Here is a 19413-nt window from a genome sequence, read left to right as displayed (position 1 = left end):
ACAATGAAAAACACACGATATATAATTTTAGCAATACTAACAGTTTCATTTTTAGTTGTTGCTTGCGGAAATAAAGAAAGCCATAAAGAAGGTGATGGTCATTCCCATAACGGAGATCAAAAAAATGAAGAAAGCGATGAATGGAACAAAAGTGAAGAAGTAATGCTTTCACAGCGGCAGTTTGATGCTTTACAAATGAAAATCGATACCTTAGCATTACGCAATATGAGGGGTTATGTTGAGGCAAATGGAACGTTAGAGGTGCCTCCACAAAATGAAGCAGCAATTACAACTGTTATTGGCGCAAATGTGGTTTCTATTGAAGTAATCGAAGGGGATAAAGTCAATAAAGGTCAAGTGGTTGCATACCTTTCTCATCCAAATATTATAGAATTGCAAACCAATTATTTGAATGCGTATAGCGACAGTAATTTTTTAAAAAAGAACTATGAACGTCAACAAAAACTATATGAGGCAGGAGTAGGTTCTGGTGCTAATTTTCAAAAGGCCGATGCGGAATATGATGCTTCTAAAGCCATGGTTAATGGTTTAGAAGCCCAATTAAGAATATTGAATGTAAATACAGCATCTGTCCGAAATGGAAATATTGTACAACGAGTTCCTTTGCGAAGCCCAATAGAAGGGTTTGTGCAAAAAGTAGAAGTGAAAACAGGGCAATATGTTGAACCGCAAACCGAATTATTTGAAATTGTTAATACCCATCACGTACATGCAGATTTGATGGTATTTGAAAAAGATGTACATAAAGTAATGAAGGGGCAAAAAGTAACATTTACTGTACAGTCCATTCCTGATGCAGAACTAACGGCTGAAATATATTCGGTAAGTAAAACATTTGAAGATAACCCTAAAGCGGTACATGTTCACGCTGAAATCGAAAACAAATCGGGAAACCTTATCCCTGGAATGTATATTCAAGGAAAAATTCAGGTAGAAAACTCCAAAACAAGGGCATTACCAGAAAGTGCAATTATTAAAGATGGAGATAAGTATTATGTGTTTTTTGTAGAAAAAGAAAACGATGATTGGAGCTTTAAGCCTGTAGAAATTATAATAGGAGCAAAGGATGGAAATTGGATTGAGGTACAACTTTTAAAAGAAATGGAATCAAATACAAAATTTGCATATAACAATGCATACTACCTTATTGCTGAAATGAAAAAAGGGGATGCAGAACATGAACATTAGATTATGCAAACAATTGAACAATTATTAGAGTCAAAAGATATTCGTGTTACGGCAATGCGACTACTTATTTATAAATTTCTTGCAGAAAAAGAAGTTGCGGTAACATTAAGTGATATTGAAGATGCTTTTGAGAAATCAGATAGAACCACCCTGTATAGAACTATTAAAACTTTTGAAGAAAAGGATATTGTTCATCAAATAGATGATGGCACAGGAATTACAAAATATGCTCTTTGCGAAAAGGGATGTAATTGTGAGATTGAAACCGACTTGCATTTGCATTTTCATTGCAATAACTGTAATGAAACTATTTGCTTAACAGATCATAAGATTCCCCAAATTAAAGTGCCTGACGGCTTCGTTTCAGAAAACGTAAACTTGGTAGTAAAAGGGATTTGCGACAAGTGTAGTGGCCAATAATGCACTTCCATTGCATCTGTTTTTTAACCATTTTTGTTTTCAATTTGTAAATAAAAAGCAATGATATTATTTATATATCTACTGATATATTTTTTATTAGTATTTGTAATACGATCAGTTTTGTTAAAGGTAAAGACAGGAGTAAATCCTTTGACATTTAATAAAACCGATGATGCTCATGGTTATAATGGTAAAGTATTTACCGCAATATCTTTTTTGGAGCTATTGGTTGTTGGTATTTATTCTTTTAAAAGTGAATGGTACGAATATTTACTTCCTTTTTGGTATTTAGAAAATGATACTTTACCTAAAATAGGATGGGGATTATTAATACTTTCTCTAATGGTGGTTTGGATTGCTCAATCACAAATGGCCAATTCATGGAGAATTGGGATAGATGAGAAAAACAAGACAAAGTTAGTAACCAAAGGATTGTTTTCCATTTCCAGAAACCCAATTTTTCTTGGAATTATGATTGCAAATATCGGGTTGTTTTTAGTAATTCCAAACGCTTTTACTTTATTGATAATCTCATTATCCACAATAAGTATTAACACCCAAATAAGATTAGAAGAAGAATTTTTAAAAAGCGAATTTGAAGATGAGTATTTAGAGTATACAAGGAAAGTGAGACGTTGGATATAAATATTTTGTGTTTGTAGAATAGGAAAAAAATGAAAAAAAAGAAAGTTAGTTTAAGAGATTTAAAGCCAAATTCGGGAACAGAACATAACCAAGATGATGGCCACAATCATAGTGGCAACTCAAGTAATGTTAAAGCCTATATTCCAGCGATTATAAGTTTTACAATGCTAATTATAGGTATTGGGTTAGACTATTTTGATGTTACTTTTTTCAAGGATTGGATTTTCATTATATGGTATGGTATTGCTTATTTGCCAGTTGGGCTTCCTGTAGTAAAAGAAGGTTGGGAAAGTATTAAAAAAGGCGATGTATTTACAGAGTTCTTTTTAATGTCTATTGCTACTATTGGTGCGTTTATTATTGGCGAATATCCTGAAGGTGTTGCAGTAATGTTGTTTTATGCAGTTGGGGAATTATTCCAAAATGCAGCAGTTAACAGAGCAAAAGGAAATATAAAAGCCTTACTTGATGTAAGACCAAATGAAGCTCTGGTATATCGCAACAATGATTATGTGTCTGTAAGTCCAGAAACGGTTGAAATTGGCGAAAAAGTGCAAGTACGTGTTGGAGAAAAAATACCTTTAGATGGTATTCTACTTTCCGACAAAGGTTCATTTAATACAGCTGCATTAACAGGCGAAAGTAAACCTGATACGCTTGCAAAAGGTGAAAAAGTTTTTGCGGGCAGCATTAATTTGGACGGTGTAATTGAAATAGAAACCACCAAAGAATTTAAAGATAGTTCCATAGCAAGAATTTTGGATATGGTACAAAATGCCACAGCTCGAAAATCTAAAACAGAATTATTCATCAGACAGTTTGCTCGTATTTACACACCAATAGTTGTGTTTTTAGCAATAGGTGTTACGTTCCTGCCATACTTTTTTGTAGATGATTATGCTTTTAGAGACTGGTTATACAGAGCTTTAATTTTTCTTGTGATTTCTTGTCCTTGTGCTTTGGTTATTTCTATTCCCTTGGGTTATTTTGGTGGATTGGGTGCAGCTTCAAAAAATGGAATATTATTTAAAGGTGCTTCATTTTTAGATGCAATGACCAAGGTAAATACATTGGTAATGGATAAGACAGGAACGGTTACTAAAGGTGTTTTCAAAATAAAAGAAATCAAAGCTATTGGTTGGGATGAAAAGGAGTTTATGAAGTACCTGATGGCTATGGAAGAACAATCAACACATCCAATCGCTAAAGCCATTTTGGAATATAAAGCAGAAGGCAAATATTTTCAGGCTTCCGAAGTTACAGAAATAGCAGGAAAAGGTTTAAAAGGTATCGTGAATGGTAAGACTGTTTTAGTTGGTAATAAAGCCCTAATGACAGCCAATAATATTAATGTTTTAGAGGAAACGGAAACTATCGTAGAATCTATAGTATTAGTTTCTATAGACAATGTATTTACAGGTTATGTTGTCATTGCTGATGAATTAAAAGAAGATGCAAAAGAAACGATTATTGCGTTAAACAAAGTAGGTGTCAAAAATATAATGATGCTCTCTGGTGACAAGGATTCCATTACTCAAAAAGTAGCTTCCGAATTAAAAATCGAAATAGCTAAGGGTGGTTTATTACCAGAAGATAAACTAAATGAAGTTGAACTTTTAAGACAAAACCCAGAAAATAAAATTGCGTTTATTGGTGATGGAATTAATGATGCGCCAGTTTTAGCAGCAAGTGATGTAGGAATTGCAATGGGTGGTTTGGGAAGCGATGTTGCAATTGAAACCGCAGATGTAATTATTCAAACAGATCAACCTTCAAAAGTAGTGAGGGCAATTAAAATTAGTCGTTCCACTCGTAAGATTGTATGGCAGAACATTTTATTTGCTTTTGGCATCAAAGTTATAGTTCTTATTTTAGGAGCAGGTGGTTTAGCAACCATGTGGGAAGCAGTTTTTGCCGATGTAGGGGTCGCCTTATTAGCCATATTAAATGCTGTTAGATTACAAAAAATGAAATGGAGTTAAGAATTAAACTTCTGTTAAACAATAATACCCTTTGTTAAAATTTTGTAACTTTGGAATAGAATGAAAAAAATATTTCACAAAATAATGTCTTTTGCAATGGCCACTGTAGTATTGTTATCTACAATGTCTTTTACTGTTGATATGCATTATTGTGGAAATACTTTAGTAGATACGAGCATTTTTCAGAAAGCAAAAACTTGTGGAATGGAAATGGAAAAGCCATCTACTGAAGGATGTTCTATTACCAAGAAAAATTGTTGCAGTGATAAATTGATTGTAATTGATGGTCAAAATGAATTACAATTAAAAGTTGACAAAGTTTCATTTGAACAACAAGTTTTCCTGGCCACATTTGTTTATACATTTATCAATCTTTTTGAAGGATTAGAAAATAATGTTTCCTCTTTTGAGGAATATAAACCGCCCCTCGTCATAAGGCAACTCTACAAGATTGACGAGACCTATTTAATTTGATTTTTAAGCGTTAGACTATATTATCCAATGACTTTGTGTTATGCGGATAATTTGCTGTATTCGGTGTTGTCATAACACCAATGTCTAATTGTTTAATCATCAAATGTCATGCTAAATAAAAGCATCAAATTCTTAATAGAAAATAAACTTGTGGCAGTACTGTTGCTTGTCCTTTTTGTGGGATGGGGAACAGTAAATGCGCCTTTTAATTGGGATACTGGTTTTTTACCTAGTAATCCTGTAGCAGTAGATGCTATTCCAGATATAGGCGAAAACCAACAAATTGTCTTTACCAAATGGGATGGTCGTTCCCCACAAGATATAGAAGACCAAATTACTTATCCATTAACCACATCCTTGTTAGGTATTCCTGGAGTAAAAACCATTCGTAGTTCTTCTATGTTTGGGTTTTCAAGTATCTATATCATTTTTGAAGAAGACATAGAGTTTTACTGGAGTAGAAGTCGTATTCTCGAAAAACTAAACTCATTACCAAGTGGGTTATTACCTGATGGTGTTAATCCCGCTTTAGGACCCGATGCCACAGGATTAGGACAAATATTCTGGTACACCCTTGAGGGTCGTGATGAAAACGGAAACGTCACTGGAGGATGGGATTTGCAAGAATTGCGTAGTATTCAAGATTACTATGTGAAATATGCCTTATCCTCTGCAAGTGGTGTATCCGAAGTCGCTTCCATTGGTGGTTTCGTTCAAGAATATCAAATCGATGTTAATCCTGAATTGATGCGTCAATATAATATTGGATTGCATCAAGTTGTAAAAGCGGTTAAGGAAAGTAACAGAGATATTGGAGCTCAAACATTAGAGATAAATCAAGCGGAATATTTAGTTCGAGGTTTAGGTTATGTGAAATCTATTTCAGATATCGAAAATGCAGTAGTTACTTCTGAAGATTATACTTCAATTCGAATTAAGGATATTGGAAAAGTATCATTAGGACCAGCAACTCGAAGAGGTATATTAGACAAAGAAGGTGCAGAGGTTGTAGGCGCTGTTGTTGTAGCACGTTACGGTGCTAATCCAATGGAAGTTATCAATAATGTAAAAGTGAAAATTAACGAATTAAGTGCAGGATTACCTTCCAAAGTATTAGCAGATGGAAGAACATCACAAGTAACCATAGTGCCATTTTATGATAGAACAGAACTTATTCAAGAAACACTAGACACACTTAACGAAGCATTGACTTTAGAGATTTTAATTACCATTTTGGTCATTATTATCATGGTGTTTAATCTTAGAGCTTCCATATTAATTTCTGGATTATTACCCGTTGCTGTTTTAATGGTATTTATCGCTATGAAGTTCTTTGGAGTAGATGCAAACATTGTCGCTTTATCTGGTATTGCCATTGCTATTGGTACCATGGTGGATGTTGGTGTCATTCTTTCAGAAAACATTATTAGGCACTTAGATGAGGATAATGGAACACAATCCATTAATACGGTAGTTTATAACGCAACAGCAGAAGTATCTGGAGCAATCGTAACCGCAGTAATGACAACAATAATTAGTTTCATTCCTGTTTTCACTATGATAGGCGCAGAAGGAAAACTGTTTAGACCATTAGCTTTTACAAAAACCTTTGCGTTAACTGCATCAATTATTGTAGCCTTATTTTTAATTCCACCGTTTGCTGCTTATTTATTCAGAAAGAAATCTATTAAAACCAATTTTAAATATGTCTTAAATGGTGCTTTAATAGCTTTAGGCATCGTAGCTATAGTCTATGGGTATTGGTTAGGATTGATTTTGATAGCTTTTGGAATTACAGCCCTACTTTACCTTCAAAACATGATAATTGAGAAACAAGCGAATCTTGTCAACATCATTATTTCAGCGGCAGCAATTGTATTTCTGTTAGCAGAATATTGGAGACCTTTAGGTGTTGATAAAAGTATTTTTTGGAATCTCATATTTGTAGGTGTGATTTGCTTTGGCTTATTAGGTGTTTTTTCATTATTTATTAAATACTACACACGTATTTTAAGGTGGTGTTTAGACAATAAATTGCTATTTCTGTCTATACCTACAGCAATCGTCATTGCGGGTTTTTTCATTATGAAGAATACAGGCAAAGAGTTTATGCCATCCTTAAATGAAGGCTCATTTTTATTGATGCCAACGTCAATGCCTCATTCAGGGGTGGAAGAAAATAAAAGGGTTTTACAACAATTGGATATGGCAGTAGCCAGCATTCCAGAAATTGAAACGGTTGTAGGTAAAGCAGGTAGAACAGAATCTGCTTTAGATCCTGCACCATTATCAATGTACGAGAATATGATTCAGTATAAGCCAGAATATATGCTGAATGAAAAAGGCGAACGACAACATTACAAAGTTAATGAGGATGGCTTGTTTGAATTAAGAGATGGTCGTTTTGTTTCTAACCCTAATAATTCTGAAAATATCACTTTTAGTACTGTTAATAGGTCTCAATTAGTCGAAGACGAAGATGGCGAATACTATCGCAATTGGCGCCCAGAGATACAGTCACCAGATGATATTTGGAATGAAATTGTAAGAGTCACCAAATTACCAGGCGTAACCTCTGCACCAAAGCTACAACCTATTGAAACCCGATTGGTCATGCTTCAAACAGGAATGCGAGCACCTATGGGAATTAAGGTAAAAGGTCAAGATTTAAAGCAAATTGAAGCATTTGGAGTACAATTAGAAAACATTATCAAGGAAGCGGAAGGGGTTAAAAAAGAAGCTGTTTTTGCAGACCGAATTGTAGGTAAGCCGTATTTACTAATAGATATTGATAGAGAAAAAATTGCACGATATGGTATAACTATAGAGGAAGTACAGAATGTATTAAAAGTGGCGGTTGGAGGTATGGTTTTAACCCAAACGGTAGAAGGTCGAGAGCGATATGGTGTTCGTGTGCGATACCCAAGGGAGTTGCGTGCTAATCCAACAGATTTGGAGCAAATATATGTACCCGTTGAAAAAGGTAGCCCAGTTCCGTTAAGTGAACTCGCAACCATTCGTTACGAACAAGGGCCACAAGTCATTAAAAGTGAAGACACCTTTTTAGTAGGTTATGTCTTATTCGATAAATTAGACGGTTTTGCGGAAGTAAGCGTTGTTGAAAATGCACAAGCTCTTATTCAAGAAAAGATAAATTCTGGTGAGCTAACTGTGCCAAAAGGTATTAACTACGCATTCACAGGAACGTATGAAAATCAGTTACGAGCAGAAAAAACCTTATCTGTTGTTGTTCCTTTAGCATTGGCAATCATCTTTTTAATACTGTATTTCCAATTCCGTTCAGTGGGAACTTCGCTAATGGTGTTTACTGGTATTGCAGTAGCCTTTGCGGGTGGTTTTATTATGATTTGGTTGTATGGTCAAGATTGGTTTTTGAATTTCAATTTCTTTGGAGAAAACCTACGTGATTTATTCCAGATGCACCCAATTAATTTAAGTGTAGCGGTTTGGGTTGGGTTTATCGCCTTATTTGGAATTGCAACTGATGATGGTGTGGTTATGGCAACGTATTTAACGCAAACTTTTGATAGAAACACACCAGAGAATAAAAAGGAAATTAGAGCATCCATAGTGGAAGCAGGAGAAAAACGTATCAGACCTTGTTTAATGACTACAGCTACAACCATTTTAGCATTATTACCAGTATTAACCTCTACAGGACGAGGAAGCGATATTATGATTCCAATGGCCATACCAAGTTTTGGTGGAATGCTCATAGCCTTAATAACCCTATTTGTAGTGCCAGTATTATATAGCTGGAAATCCGAAGTTCAACTAAAAAGAGCAACAAAATGAAATACATAAAAATCAATATAAAAACAGTCTTTGTTCTTTGTGCTTTATGCTTCGTGCTTTCTGCACAAAGTCAAGAGTTAGAAACGCTTATTGATGTTGCATTAAATAACAATCCAGAAATTCAAAAATTTGAGTTACAATACCAAAGAGCTTCCGAAAAGGTAAACGAAGTAAATGCTATTCCTAATACAGAATTTGGTGTAGGTTACTTTGTGAGCGAACCAGAAACACGAACAGGAGCGCAACGATTTAAAGTATCGGCTAAACAAATGTTACCGTGGTTTGGTACAATTACATCACGAGAAAATTATGTGACTTCATTAGCTGATGCAAAATATGAGGACATTGTTATCGCAAAGCGAAAATTGATGGCTTCTGTATCACAATCCTATTATAATTTATACGCCAACAAAGCGAAACAAAAGGTGCTAACAGAAAACATTAAACTACTGGAAACCTATGAAACCTTGGCACTAACCTCTGTTGAGGTAGGAAAAGCATCTGCTGTAGATGTGTTGCGATTACAAATGCGCCAAAACGAAATGCAACAATTGAAAGATGTTTTAAGTCAACAGTTTTTAGCAGAACAAACTAATTTGAATAATCTTTTGAACAGGGAAAATGATGTTACTGTTACGGTTGTAGATAGTTTAATGATGCCTTCAGAAGACTTTGATATCACTACTGAAAATTTAGCATTACATCCCGAACTGTTAAAGTATGATAAACTATTTCAATCCATAGAACAATCGGAATTATTAAACCAAAAAGAGAGTAGCCCAATGATTGGTTTTGGATTAGACTATATTAATGTCTCAGAAAGACCAGATATGAGTTTTTCAGACAATGGAAAAGATATTATTATGCCAATGGTTTCGGTAACTATTCCAATTTTTAATAAAAAATATAAATCTCAAACTAGACAGAATGAGTTGGAACAGCAAGAAATAACAACCCAAAAACAAGAGCGATTAAACACTTTGGAAACGCTTTTGAGTAAAGCAATTAACGAACGTGTCTCAGCAAGAATAAGCTATGTTACGCAAACCAAGAACCTAAAACAAGCAAAAGATGCAGAAGGTATTCTTATTAAAAGCTACGAAACAGGAACGATTGACTTTATTGATGTTTTAGATATTCAAGAACTACAATTAAAGTTTCAAATGAACCAAATAGAGTCTATTAAGGGCTATTATGTGCAAAGCACAATTATTAATTATTTAATTCAATAACAAATGAAAAATAATAACAAACTAATAGGTACTGGCATAATAACTGCAATTACAGCTTCCTTATGCTGTGTCACACCAGTTTTAGCATTAATTGCAGGTACAAGTGGGATTGCTTCAACTTTCTCTTGGTTAGAACCATTTAGACCTTATTTAATTGGTCTGACAATTTTAGTTCTTGGTTTTGCGTGGTATCAAAAACTAAAACCTCAAAAAGAAATTGATTGCGAATGTGAAACAGATGAAAAGCCAAAATTTACACAGTCAAAAACCTTTTTGGGAATTATAACTGCATTTGCAATAATAATGTTGGGTTTTCCATACTATTCAGGAATTTTTTATCCAGAAACAGAAAAGCAAATTATAGTGGTCGATAAATCAGACATTAAAACAGCTGAATTTAAAATCAGCGGAATGACTTGTGCAAGTTGTGAGGAACACGTAAATCACGAAGTAAATAAACTTAACGGAATTGTAAACTCAAAAGCATCCTACAAAAATGGAAACGCAATCATTGAATTTGATAAAACCAAAACCAATGAAAAGGAAATTGAGAAAGCAATTAACGCAACAGGTTATAAAGTAACTGAAAAAAAAGAAAACTAATGAAAATTCAATTAAAATCAGAAATCACTTGTCCAAGTTGTGGACATAAAAAAATGGAAGAAATGCCAACAAATGCTTGCCAGTTCTTTTATGAGTGTGAGAATTGCAAAACAGTTCTAAAACCAAAGGAAGGAGATTGTTGTGTTTATTGTTCATACGGAACAGTTCCTTGTCCACCAATTCAAAATAATAAAAGTTGTTGTTAAAATGAAACACACATATCACATACACGGAATGACCTGCAACGGTTGTCGTACTCACGTAGAAGAAATACTTTCTAAAGTGGAAGGTGTGTCAAAAGCAACAGTCAATTTAGAAAAGGCAGAAGCTACCATCGAAATGACATCGCATATTCCTTTAGAAACATTTCAAAAAGCCCTAAAAAAGGATGGTGATAGATACAGTATTCACAAACAAGGTGAACATCATCATGCCAAAGTAGAAAAGGTAAACCAACCAAAGGCAAATGGTACAGGAACCTTTTATTGCCCTATGCACTGTGAAGGAGATAAAACCTATGACAAGCCAGGCGATTGCCCTGTTTGCGGAATGGATTTAGTCGAAGAGCAAAATCTATCAACGACAACATCAGAACAATGGACGTGTCCAATGCATCCAGAAGTTGTAAGAGATGAAGCAGGTTCGTGCCCTATTTGCGGTATGGATTTAATACCAATGCAACCTGATCTTTCAGCAGAAGAAAAGACCTATAAAAAATTATTGAAGAAGTTTTGGATAGCATCTGCATTTACGTTGCCTATTTTCTTAATTGCTATGAGCGAAATGCTTCATAATAATCCATTGTATAATTTAATGGAGCAGAAATATTGGAATTGGATTCAGTTCGTATTATCCATTCCTGTTGTGTTTTATGCGACATGGATGTTCTTCGAACGTGCTTATAGAAGTATAAAAACGTGGAATCTCAATATGTTTACACTCATTGGGATTGGTGCTGGTGTGGCTTGGTTATTTAGTGTTTTTGGTATGTTGTTTCCAGATGTGTTTCCTGCACAATTTAAAACAGACCATGGTGCTGTGCATGTCTATTTTGAAGCTGCAACGGTAATTCTAACATTGGTGCTTTTAGGACAGTTGTTAGAGGCAAGAGCCCATAGCAAAACAAATTCAGCAGTAAAAGAATTATTAAAATTAGCACCCAATAAAGCCATAAAAGTGGTAGATGGTGAAGAAATGGAGGTAAGCATCGATCAAATTGAACTCAATGATATTTTAAAAGTAAAGCCTGGCGATAAAATTCCTGTAGATGGTGTGATTACTGAAGGTGAAACAACTATTGATGAATCTATGATAACAGGAGAACCTATTCCTGTAAACAAATCACAAGATGATAAAGTTAGTAGCGGAACAATTAATGGGAATCAATACTTTTTAATGAAAGCAGAAAAAGTAGGAAGTGATACCTTACTCTCGCAAATCATTCATTTGGTGAATGATGCGAGTAGAAGTCGAGCACCTATTCAAAATTTAGCAGATAAAGTTTCAGGTTATTTTGTGCCAGTAGTAGTTCTTATTTCTATTATCACATTTGTTGTTTGGGCCATTTGGGGACCAGAACCTGCTTATGTGTTTGCATTAGTCAATGCAATTGCAGTACTAATCATTGCTTGTCCCTGCGCTTTAGGCCTAGCAACACCAATGTCTGTAATGGTTGGTGTAGGTAAAGGTGCTCAAAATGGTGTATTGATTAAAAATGCCGAAGCTCTTGAAAAGATGGATAAGGTTAATACACTTATAGTAGATAAAACAGGAACAATAACTGAAGGTAAACCAACAGTTGAAACTGTAGGTGCTTTTAATGATACTTTAAATGAAAAAGAAGTATTGCAATACATTGTTTCATTAAATACAAATAGCGAACATCCTTTGGCAGAGGCTACGGTTAAATACGGCAAAAAACAAAATACAGAAATTTTAAAGTCTAAAGATTTTAGTGCTGTGACAGGAAAAGGTGTTGAAGCCATTATAAATAATAAAAAAGTAGCATTAGGGAATCCCAAAATGATGGAATATGCCAAAGCAGATATTACCTTAAAAATGAAAGACGAAGCTAAATCTTACCAAAAGCAAGGTAAAACAGTTTCTTATTTATCAATAAATGAAACCGTTGTTGGGTATGTAGTAATAGGAGATAAAATAAAAGAAACAAGTGCCAAAGCCATTAAAGCACTTCAGGATAAAGGGATTGATGTTATTATGCTTACAGGGGATAATCATGATACCGCACAAGCAGTTGCAACAGAACTAAATCTAGCAGATTTTAAAGCCAGTATGCTTCCTCAAGACAAACTAAAAGAAGTTGAAAGACTGCAAGAAAGCGGAAAAGTAGTTGCTATGGCAGGTGATGGTATTAATGATGCACCAGCATTGGCTAAAAGTGATGTAGGTATTGCAATGGGTACAGGAACAGATGTAGCAATTGAAAGTGCCATGATAACACTAGTAAAAGGAGATTTACACGGAATAGTAAAAGCAAGAAATTTAAGTGATGCTGTAATGAAAAATATAAAGCAGAATCTATTTTTTGCACTTATCTATAACACTTTGGGAGTGCCTATTGCAGCTGGTGTACTATTCCCATTCTTTGGCATTTTATTATCACCCATGATAGCAGCGTTAGCAATGAGTTTTAGCTCTGTTTCTGTAATTGGGAATGCATTAAGATTAAGAAGAATTACGATTTAACTATAAAATCAAATAATTATGGAAAATTCAAAAGAACACTCAAACAAAGGAAATTATAAGACCTTCTTTATAATGTTGGCTTGCTCCTTTGTAGCTATGTATATTACGATGTACCTAAACACGTATTCCATAGATCACGTATGGTTTAGCCTAACTCGTTTTTATATGACGTGTTTAGGGATTTCTACAATGGCTGTCATCATGTGGTTTTTTATGCGAAAAATGTATAAGGATAAAAAAAAGAATATGGCCATACTTGCAGGTAGTTTTATCCTCTTTGTAGGTGCATTAGGGTTAGTAAGAACGCAAGCACCAATAATTGGTGATGTCCTTTGGATGAAAGCAATGATACCCCATCATTCTATAGCAATCTTAACAAGTGAAAGAGCCAATATTAAAGACCCTGAAGTAAAAAAATTAGCTGAGGACATTATTAAAGCTCAACGAAAAGAAATAGAAGAGATGAAAACAATGATAAAACGATTGGAAAATGAAAAATAATAAAATAGTCATATACATTGGCTTACTCGTAGTTGGTTTACTGTTGGGTTGGCTACTTTTTGGAGGTTCGTCAAAAATAGAAACAGACCATAATCACGATGCAATTACAGAAACCAATCAAATGTGGACCTGTTCAATGCATCCACAAATTATGCAACCAGAACCAGGAGATTGCCCTATTTGTGGAATGGATTTAATTCCTGCTGTAAGTGGAAGTGATGGATTATTAGCAGATCAATTTAAGTTGACTGAGAACGCAATGGCTTTGGCTAACATTCAAACTACCCTAGTGGGTAAAGGAAATGTTGATGGCGCAACCCTAAAATTATCTGGTAAAATAGCTGAAAATGAAGAATCAAACGCAGTTCAAGTCAGTTATTTTTTGGGTAGACTAGAACGACTAAATATCAGCTTTACAGGTGAAAAAGTAAGTAAAGGACAACTATTGGCAACCATTTATTCACCAGAATTATATGCTGCACAACAAGAATTAATTACAGCAGCCTCTTTAAAAGAAACGCAACCTGCATTATATAAGGCAGTCCGAAACAAATTGAAATTATGGAAGCTCTCTGAAAGTCAAATCAATCAAATTGAAGAGACTGGAAAAGTAAAAGAAAACTTTCCGGTCTATGCTACTGTTTCTGGAACAGTTTCAGAAAAATTAGTAGAGCAAGGGGATTACGTTAAGCAAGGGCAACCTTTATTAAAAATTGCTAACCTGAATACGGTTTGGGCAAATTTTGATGTTTATGAAAATCAAATAGATTATTTTAAAATAGGGCAGGAGGTAGTTGTAACCACAAATGCATACGACAATAAAGAGTTTAAAGGAAAAGTCGATTTCATCAATCCCGTTTTAAACACGAAAACAAGAACGGTTACCCTACGAGTTGTTTTGAACAATGAAAAGGGTTTATTTAAACCTGGAATGTTTGTTACAGCCAAGATTGATGGTGTAAAAAATGAAAATAAGGAAGTTCTCACTATCCCGTCTTCTGCTATTCTCTGGACAGGAGAACGCTCTGTTGTGTACCTAAAAAGTAATCCAGACCAACCCATTTTTCAGATGCAAGAAGTAGTTTTAGGAAATCAAGTGGGTGATGAATATGAAGTACTCGAAGGATTATTTTCGGGTAACGAGATTGTAACAAACGGCACTTTTACTGTCGATGCAGCTGCACAATTACAGGGTAAAAAATCTATGATGAATAAGGAAGGGGGTAAAGTAATGACAGGCCACGAAGGACATACTGGTAATACAAATACTACTTCCTCGGCAAAGGATAATCAATCTACCATAAATGAACGAGTAGAAGTATCAAATTCGTTTAGAGAGCAATTAAAAAAAGTGTATGAAGATTATATAAATCTTAAAGATGACTTAGTTCAAGAAAATTCGAGTACAGCTTCTGTCGCCTCTAAGAGCCTACTAAATAACTTATCTAAGGTAGATATGAAATTGCTAGAAGGGGACGCTCATACACAATGGATGTCTTTAGAAAAAGAACTAAAATCTTCGGCAACCGCCATTTCAAAAACCTCAGATATTAAAGAACAAAGAGACCATTTTAAACACTTATCATCACAATTAATTAAAACTGTACAGCTTTTTGGTGTAAACGAAAAGGTCTTTGTAGAATTTTGCCCTATGGCAGACAACAATAAAGGGGCTTATTGGTTAAGTAAAGAAGAAAAAGTAATAAATCCCTATTTTGGTAAAGCCATGCTTACCTGTGGTAAAGTAGAACAAGTAATAGAATAATAATCATTAAATATTTTAAGTATGAAAAAAGTAATTTTTGCAGTAGCCATTATCGCCTTCACAGGATTTTCATTTATCTCTTGCAAGGATGAAGCAAAGAAAGAAACTACCCAGGAAACTACCCTTGAAACTACAACCGAGGAGGTTGCCAAAGTCGAGTATCAATGCCCTATGAAGTGTGAAGGGGACAAAACATATTTAGACAAGGATGTAAAGTGCCCTGTATGTGGTATGGATTTAAAAGAAGTAACGCATACAGAAGAGCATTAATATTGTAAAGATGCCATGGTTCCTTGAGGGGGTTGGATGCTACCTATTAACTATTTTCCACAATCTCAATCTCCTCTGGGGTTAACCCATACAAGGCATAGACCATTTGGTCTATTTCTTTTTCTGTTTGGGCAATTTGCTGTTGAAACTCTTGGGCTTTTTTCTTGTTTTCCTCAAAAAGCTCAAGCCAGTCAAACTCGTCTTTTTTGGTAAGGGGAGGGAGGGCTACATAATCTATATTAATACCCGCAGCAGTATCTTTTGCCATTTGTCTATTAGTTGCTTTAATAGCTTTGTTAAGTTCCTTAATAAACTCTCCAAACTCCAATTCGTACCAGTTTTCGAGTTTTTTTGACAGTTTTGAAATAACCATTGAAGACTGAATATAAACCCTATACTTATCTAGTATATTATTGTAATTTTGATATAATCCGTTTAGTACTTTTGTAATTTCAGATAGCTTTGATTCATTATTCAAGATTTCATTTGGTATTCCAATTGTTTCCAAATATATCCGTTGCATATTTAACCTTCCTCCATTAGAAAAATACTAATCCAACCGATTAGCCAATAAAAGGTAATACTTTGATTATATAAAAATCACAATTTGGTTGGTAACATCATAAAAAGGGCTTTTGCCAAAAGCATTATTTTCCATATTCTTGATAGGAAGAAGATTCCCTTTAATTAATGATTTTAATTCATTAATATCCCCTTTGGTAGCGGGTTTTTTAGATTCTGGAGTAGCAATATTTTTAATTAAATCAACTGCTGTTTGACCTATAGCTGCATTGCTTATTCCTGCAAAAGTTATTTTCTCCTTTTGGTATTTTTGTAATGAATGCTTTTTCTTTTTAAGGGGCTTCTTCTTTTTTTTCTTAGGTATCCCTTGCTTTAATTGCCAATGTCTGCTTCGGCAGGTGTCGCTGCAAAACTTTTGTACGCCCCGTCTTCTAGGAATATAATCTGCACCACATTGAATACATTTTTCCATAGTTTAAAAATTTATACGTAAAATAAACGTTTAATTTACGTATAAATTATGATAAACTGTCAAAATTGAAGTATTTTTTTAATAACTCGGTTTCTGCCTCATCCTCGGTAATTAGTGGCTTCTTGCTAATCTTTCTAGGAGTGTTGGGGGTCGTTGCATTTAACAAAGAATGGATAGGAGGGGTGTTGTGGGTTTTTAGTTGATCTGAAATCCTTTTAAAGTGCCTTTCCAAAAGGTCCTCAGTGCTTATTTTTATTTCAATTGCTTCATTATGTGTTTTGGGAAATGCTTTTCTTAGGGAATCATGGTGCTTTTTAAAATGTAGAAACTGCCAATGAAAAACTCCTTTTATATTGTCATCTGTAAAAGTTAAAAGCTGCAGGTTTTCATGCATCCATTTGGCAACAAAAAAGAGGGAATCAAAAAAGTTTGAATACTCTCCCAAAATATATTCAAATTGAGGTTCAGTTACCTTAGATTTCCTTTTAAGTAGCTTGTAGATATTCTGTTCTATAAAAACTCCTTTTTGTAAAATTTGTAAATTATCTCGTTCACTAGAATATTCGATGATTCCGTTTTTTTTATCTAATACATATATTTTATCTAAAACGTTATACTCATTTAAAAACTCAAATTTTTCTACAATTTGTTTGCTTATTTCACCTTCAGGTATATAAAAGTAGAACTCCAACAATAGACGCTGAGCTAGTTCATAATAAAATTTTTGAAGTTTTTCTGCACTCATTACAGTTTAAAATTATGTGAATAATCATCTGGCAACTCGGCATCAATATCTCGCAAGTATTTTTCCAAAGCTGTCATTGAGGTGTGCCCAGTTATTTGCATCAGCTTACTCTTGGCCTGAAAAGGAGAAGATTCCGCTACAAAAGCTCGATACAATTCTGTAATAAAGGTATGTCTAAAGCTATATAGTCCATGATTTTTACCAAATCCGAAGTGATCTTTTACTACCTTTTTAAATCGTTTGCTAAAATAATCTCTTTTGTTTGTTTCGTCACTATCCCAATAATCACCTATTTGATTAGGTGTAAATAGTGAATATTCCTTATCCATTTTTGACAAATCTGGCAACTCATTCCATAGTATTTCGGGAATGATTTTTGTTTTTAAAGGGCTATTCTTTGCTTTAAACTGTAAGGTTTTTTCTTCAAGGTTGATGTCTTTTATTTTGAGCCTACATACTTCAATAGGTCTAAGAAATCCATAGGAAATAAACTTTATATATAGTAGTAATATTGGGTCGTTTTCTTTTAAAAAGTTAAAAATGGATTCTTGTTCTTTTTTCGAATAGGATTTATTTCTCTCTGGTTTGTTTTTCAGAACAGGAATCTTCTTCATTAAATTAACCTCCATGATTTCGTTATCCTCAAGTACCTGCATGATACTGCTAAGGTCTGCCCGATAGTTGTTCCTGTTTCTTGGGGATGTTTTCTCCAAAATATGATTCAAAAAAGCTAAAGTTTCTTTTTTACTTAAATCTTCGATGGTTTTGATTTTGGGGTGGTGTTTTTTTAACCAAGCTAAAAAGATGGTGGCTTTACCTTCATAATCCTTTAATGTTCTTGCACTAATGAGTTTTTCTTTCCATTTTAAACCCATTTCAAAAGCCTCTTTGATGGGCGTTTTTAGCTCGTCAACTTTTTGTTTAGATTCCTTTACTTCTTGGTGTTCAATTTTTACTTGGGATGTTGCTATTGTTGAACAATTAACTGAAGATAGTTTTTTGGCTTGCAGACTTTCGTATAATTTTGTGTTATCAGAATATGGGTCATAGCCATCTTTAAGCAACCTTAGAAGCACTTTTCTGTAAGTAGTAAGGACTTCCATTCTTTCTTCTTTAGTATGAAATGTATTTGCAATTCCATAGAAAGGAGTCATGCGTTTGAGTTTCCCACTATTAGGTTCGCGAAATGAAAAATAGACGTACCACCGCTTCTTTAAGTTCCCCTTAGCGGTATAGATTTTTGGACTTGAAAATTTTTTCTTTTGAGACAAATCGTATGCACTTTCGTATGCACTATCGTATGCAAAAGTAAGTAATTCATTAATTGTAGACATAAAAAAACGGTTTAGGGAAAACCTAAACCGCTGTTTTTAAACACATTTGCATTTGTAGCGAGATCGAGACTTGAACTCGAGACCTCCGGGTTATGAATCCGACGCTCTAACCACCTGAGCTACCTCGCCAAATCGGGTGCAAATATAGAAACAAAAATAACCACCGCAAACACAAAACTCCATTTTTAGCTTTTTTTTGAATTAGAAAAAAATTAAAAATTTCTCGTTCTCACTTTTGCAGTTTGGAATTAATATCTATATTGGGCAACAGCTAATACCAATCTATGAATGATAAAGTAAAATATGAAATGGAGTTTCCTATACATGTATCTCCATCCCTTTTATACCAATATATATCTACGCCTTCTGGAATGAGCGAATGGTACGCAGATAATGTAAACTCAAGAGGCGAATTTTTCACATTTATCTGGGAAGGAAGTGAAGAAAAAGCACGACTATTAGGTAAAAAAAGCGGGGAACGCATCAAATTTAAATGGGTAGATGACGAAGAAACCGATTATTATTTCGAGTTGCGTATTCAAGTGGATGAAATAACAAAAGATGTTTCCTTAATGGTTACCGATTTTGCCGAAGAAGATGAAATTGAAGAAGGGAAAATGCTTTGGGAGAATATGATTTCTAACTTAAAACAAATTTTAGGATCCGCTTAAAAACCGAATCCATTATCTTTGCACCGTCCCAAAAATGGACGGTTTT

At 34.3% G+C, this 19413-nt stretch carries 18 protein-coding genes and 1 tRNA gene; 14 read left to right on the top strand and 5 right to left on the bottom strand.

Features of this window, described 5'->3' with window-relative positions:
• The first annotated feature begins 3 nt into the window (after positions 1-3).
• The 13 genes from KXJ69_RS05395 to KXJ69_RS05340 all read left to right on the top strand — a co-directional run bounded on the left by KXJ69_RS05395 (position 4) and on the right by KXJ69_RS05340 (position 15623).
• On the top strand, positions 4-1209 hold the full coding sequence (locus KXJ69_RS05395; protein ID WP_219051952.1) for an efflux RND transporter periplasmic adaptor subunit: 1206 nt from the start codon (positions 4-6) through the stop codon (positions 1207-1209).
• Positions 1210-1212: 3 nt separating this feature from the next.
• Positions 1213-1629, top strand: coding sequence for a Fur family transcriptional regulator (locus KXJ69_RS05390; RefSeq protein ID WP_219051951.1), 417 nt, complete (start codon positions 1213-1215; stop codon positions 1627-1629).
• 120 nt (positions 1630-1749) lie between these two features.
• On the top strand, positions 1750-2274 hold the full coding sequence (locus tag KXJ69_RS05385) for a methyltransferase family protein (RefSeq protein WP_255571217.1): 525 nt from the start codon (positions 1750-1752) through the stop codon (positions 2272-2274).
• A gap of 29 nt (positions 2275-2303) precedes the next feature.
• Positions 2304-4256, top strand: a complete 1953-nt coding sequence (locus tag KXJ69_RS05380) for a heavy metal translocating P-type ATPase (RefSeq protein WP_219051949.1) — start codon at positions 2304-2306, stop codon at positions 4254-4256.
• A gap of 60 nt (positions 4257-4316) precedes the next feature.
• Positions 4317-4730 carry an HYC_CC_PP family protein gene (locus tag KXJ69_RS05375; RefSeq protein WP_219051948.1) on the top strand — a complete coding sequence of 138 codons (414 nt, stop codon included), beginning with the start codon at positions 4317-4319 and terminating at the stop codon, positions 4728-4730.
• A gap of 108 nt (positions 4731-4838) precedes the next feature.
• Entirely contained in the window at positions 4839-8546 is a 3708-nt protein-coding gene (locus KXJ69_RS05370) for an efflux RND transporter permease subunit (RefSeq protein ID WP_219051947.1), read from the top strand.
• A complete protein-coding gene (locus KXJ69_RS05365; protein ID WP_219051946.1) occupies positions 8543-9778 on the top strand; it encodes a TolC family protein in 1236 nt (411 codons plus the stop codon). Before KXJ69_RS05370 ends, KXJ69_RS05365 begins: the two co-directional genes overlap by 4 nt.
• Positions 9779-9781: 3 nt before the next feature.
• Positions 9782-10381, top strand: a complete 600-nt coding sequence (gene merTP, locus KXJ69_RS05360) for a mercuric transport protein MerTP (protein WP_219051945.1) — start codon at positions 9782-9784, stop codon at positions 10379-10381.
• Entirely contained in the window at positions 10381-10587 is a 207-nt protein-coding gene (locus KXJ69_RS13675) for a GDCCVxC domain-containing (seleno)protein (RefSeq protein WP_255571215.1), read from the top strand. The genes merTP and KXJ69_RS13675 overlap by 1 nt, the downstream gene beginning before the upstream one ends.
• Position 10588: 1 nt before the next feature.
• Positions 10589-13087, top strand: coding sequence for a heavy metal translocating P-type ATPase (locus tag KXJ69_RS05355; RefSeq protein WP_219051944.1), 2499 nt, complete (start codon positions 10589-10591; stop codon positions 13085-13087).
• 18 nt (positions 13088-13105) lie between these two features.
• A complete protein-coding gene (locus KXJ69_RS05350; protein ID WP_219051943.1) occupies positions 13106-13588 on the top strand; it encodes a DUF305 domain-containing protein in 483 nt (160 codons plus the stop codon).
• Positions 13578-15353: an efflux RND transporter periplasmic adaptor subunit gene (locus tag KXJ69_RS05345; protein WP_219051942.1), complete on the top strand. Its 1776-nt coding sequence runs from the start codon at positions 13578-13580 to the stop codon at positions 15351-15353. Before KXJ69_RS05350 ends, KXJ69_RS05345 begins: the two co-directional genes overlap by 11 nt.
• A 21-nt stretch (positions 15354-15374) precedes the next feature.
• Positions 15375-15623, top strand: a complete 249-nt coding sequence (locus KXJ69_RS05340) for a heavy metal-binding domain-containing protein (RefSeq protein WP_219051941.1) — start codon at positions 15375-15377, stop codon at positions 15621-15623.
• Between the two features lie 46 nt (positions 15624-15669).
• Here the strand turns inward: KXJ69_RS05340 and KXJ69_RS05335 are convergent, their stop codons facing one another.
• The 5 genes from KXJ69_RS05335 to KXJ69_RS05315 form a co-directional block, all read right to left on the bottom strand.
• Positions 15670-16146, bottom strand: a complete 477-nt coding sequence (locus tag KXJ69_RS05335) for a DUF8810 domain-containing protein (protein ID WP_219051940.1) — start codon at positions 16144-16146, stop codon at positions 15670-15672.
• A 66-nt stretch (positions 16147-16212) separates the two neighbouring features.
• Complete coding sequence (locus KXJ69_RS05330; protein ID WP_219051939.1) at positions 16213-16617, bottom strand: hypothetical protein; 405 nt, start codon at positions 16615-16617, stop codon at positions 16213-16215.
• 46 nt (positions 16618-16663) lie between these two features.
• Positions 16664-17362, bottom strand: a complete 699-nt coding sequence (locus KXJ69_RS05325) for a hypothetical protein (RefSeq protein ID WP_219051938.1) — start codon at positions 17360-17362, stop codon at positions 16664-16666.
• Entirely contained in the window at positions 17362-18696 is a 1335-nt protein-coding gene (locus KXJ69_RS05320; protein ID WP_219051937.1) for a tyrosine-type recombinase/integrase, read from the bottom strand. The genes KXJ69_RS05325 and KXJ69_RS05320 overlap by 1 nt, the downstream gene beginning before the upstream one ends.
• Before the next feature lie 55 nt (positions 18697-18751).
• Positions 18752-18825: transfer RNA gene (locus KXJ69_RS05315), tRNA-Met, on the bottom strand.
• A 155-nt stretch (positions 18826-18980) separates the two neighbouring features.
• Here KXJ69_RS05315 and KXJ69_RS05310 point away from each other — a divergent pair.
• A complete protein-coding gene (locus tag KXJ69_RS05310; protein ID WP_219051936.1) occupies positions 18981-19367 on the top strand; it encodes an START-like domain-containing protein in 387 nt (128 codons plus the stop codon).
• The last annotated feature ends 46 nt before the right edge of the window (positions 19368-19413 follow it).

Source organism: Halomarinibacterium sedimenti (assembly GCF_019312585.1).
Lineage (GTDB): Bacteria > Bacteroidota > Bacteroidia > Flavobacteriales > Flavobacteriaceae > Halomarinibacterium > Halomarinibacterium sedimenti.
Note: the sequence above shows the minus strand (reverse complement) of the source record. Positions and strands in the feature narration are given on the sequence as shown.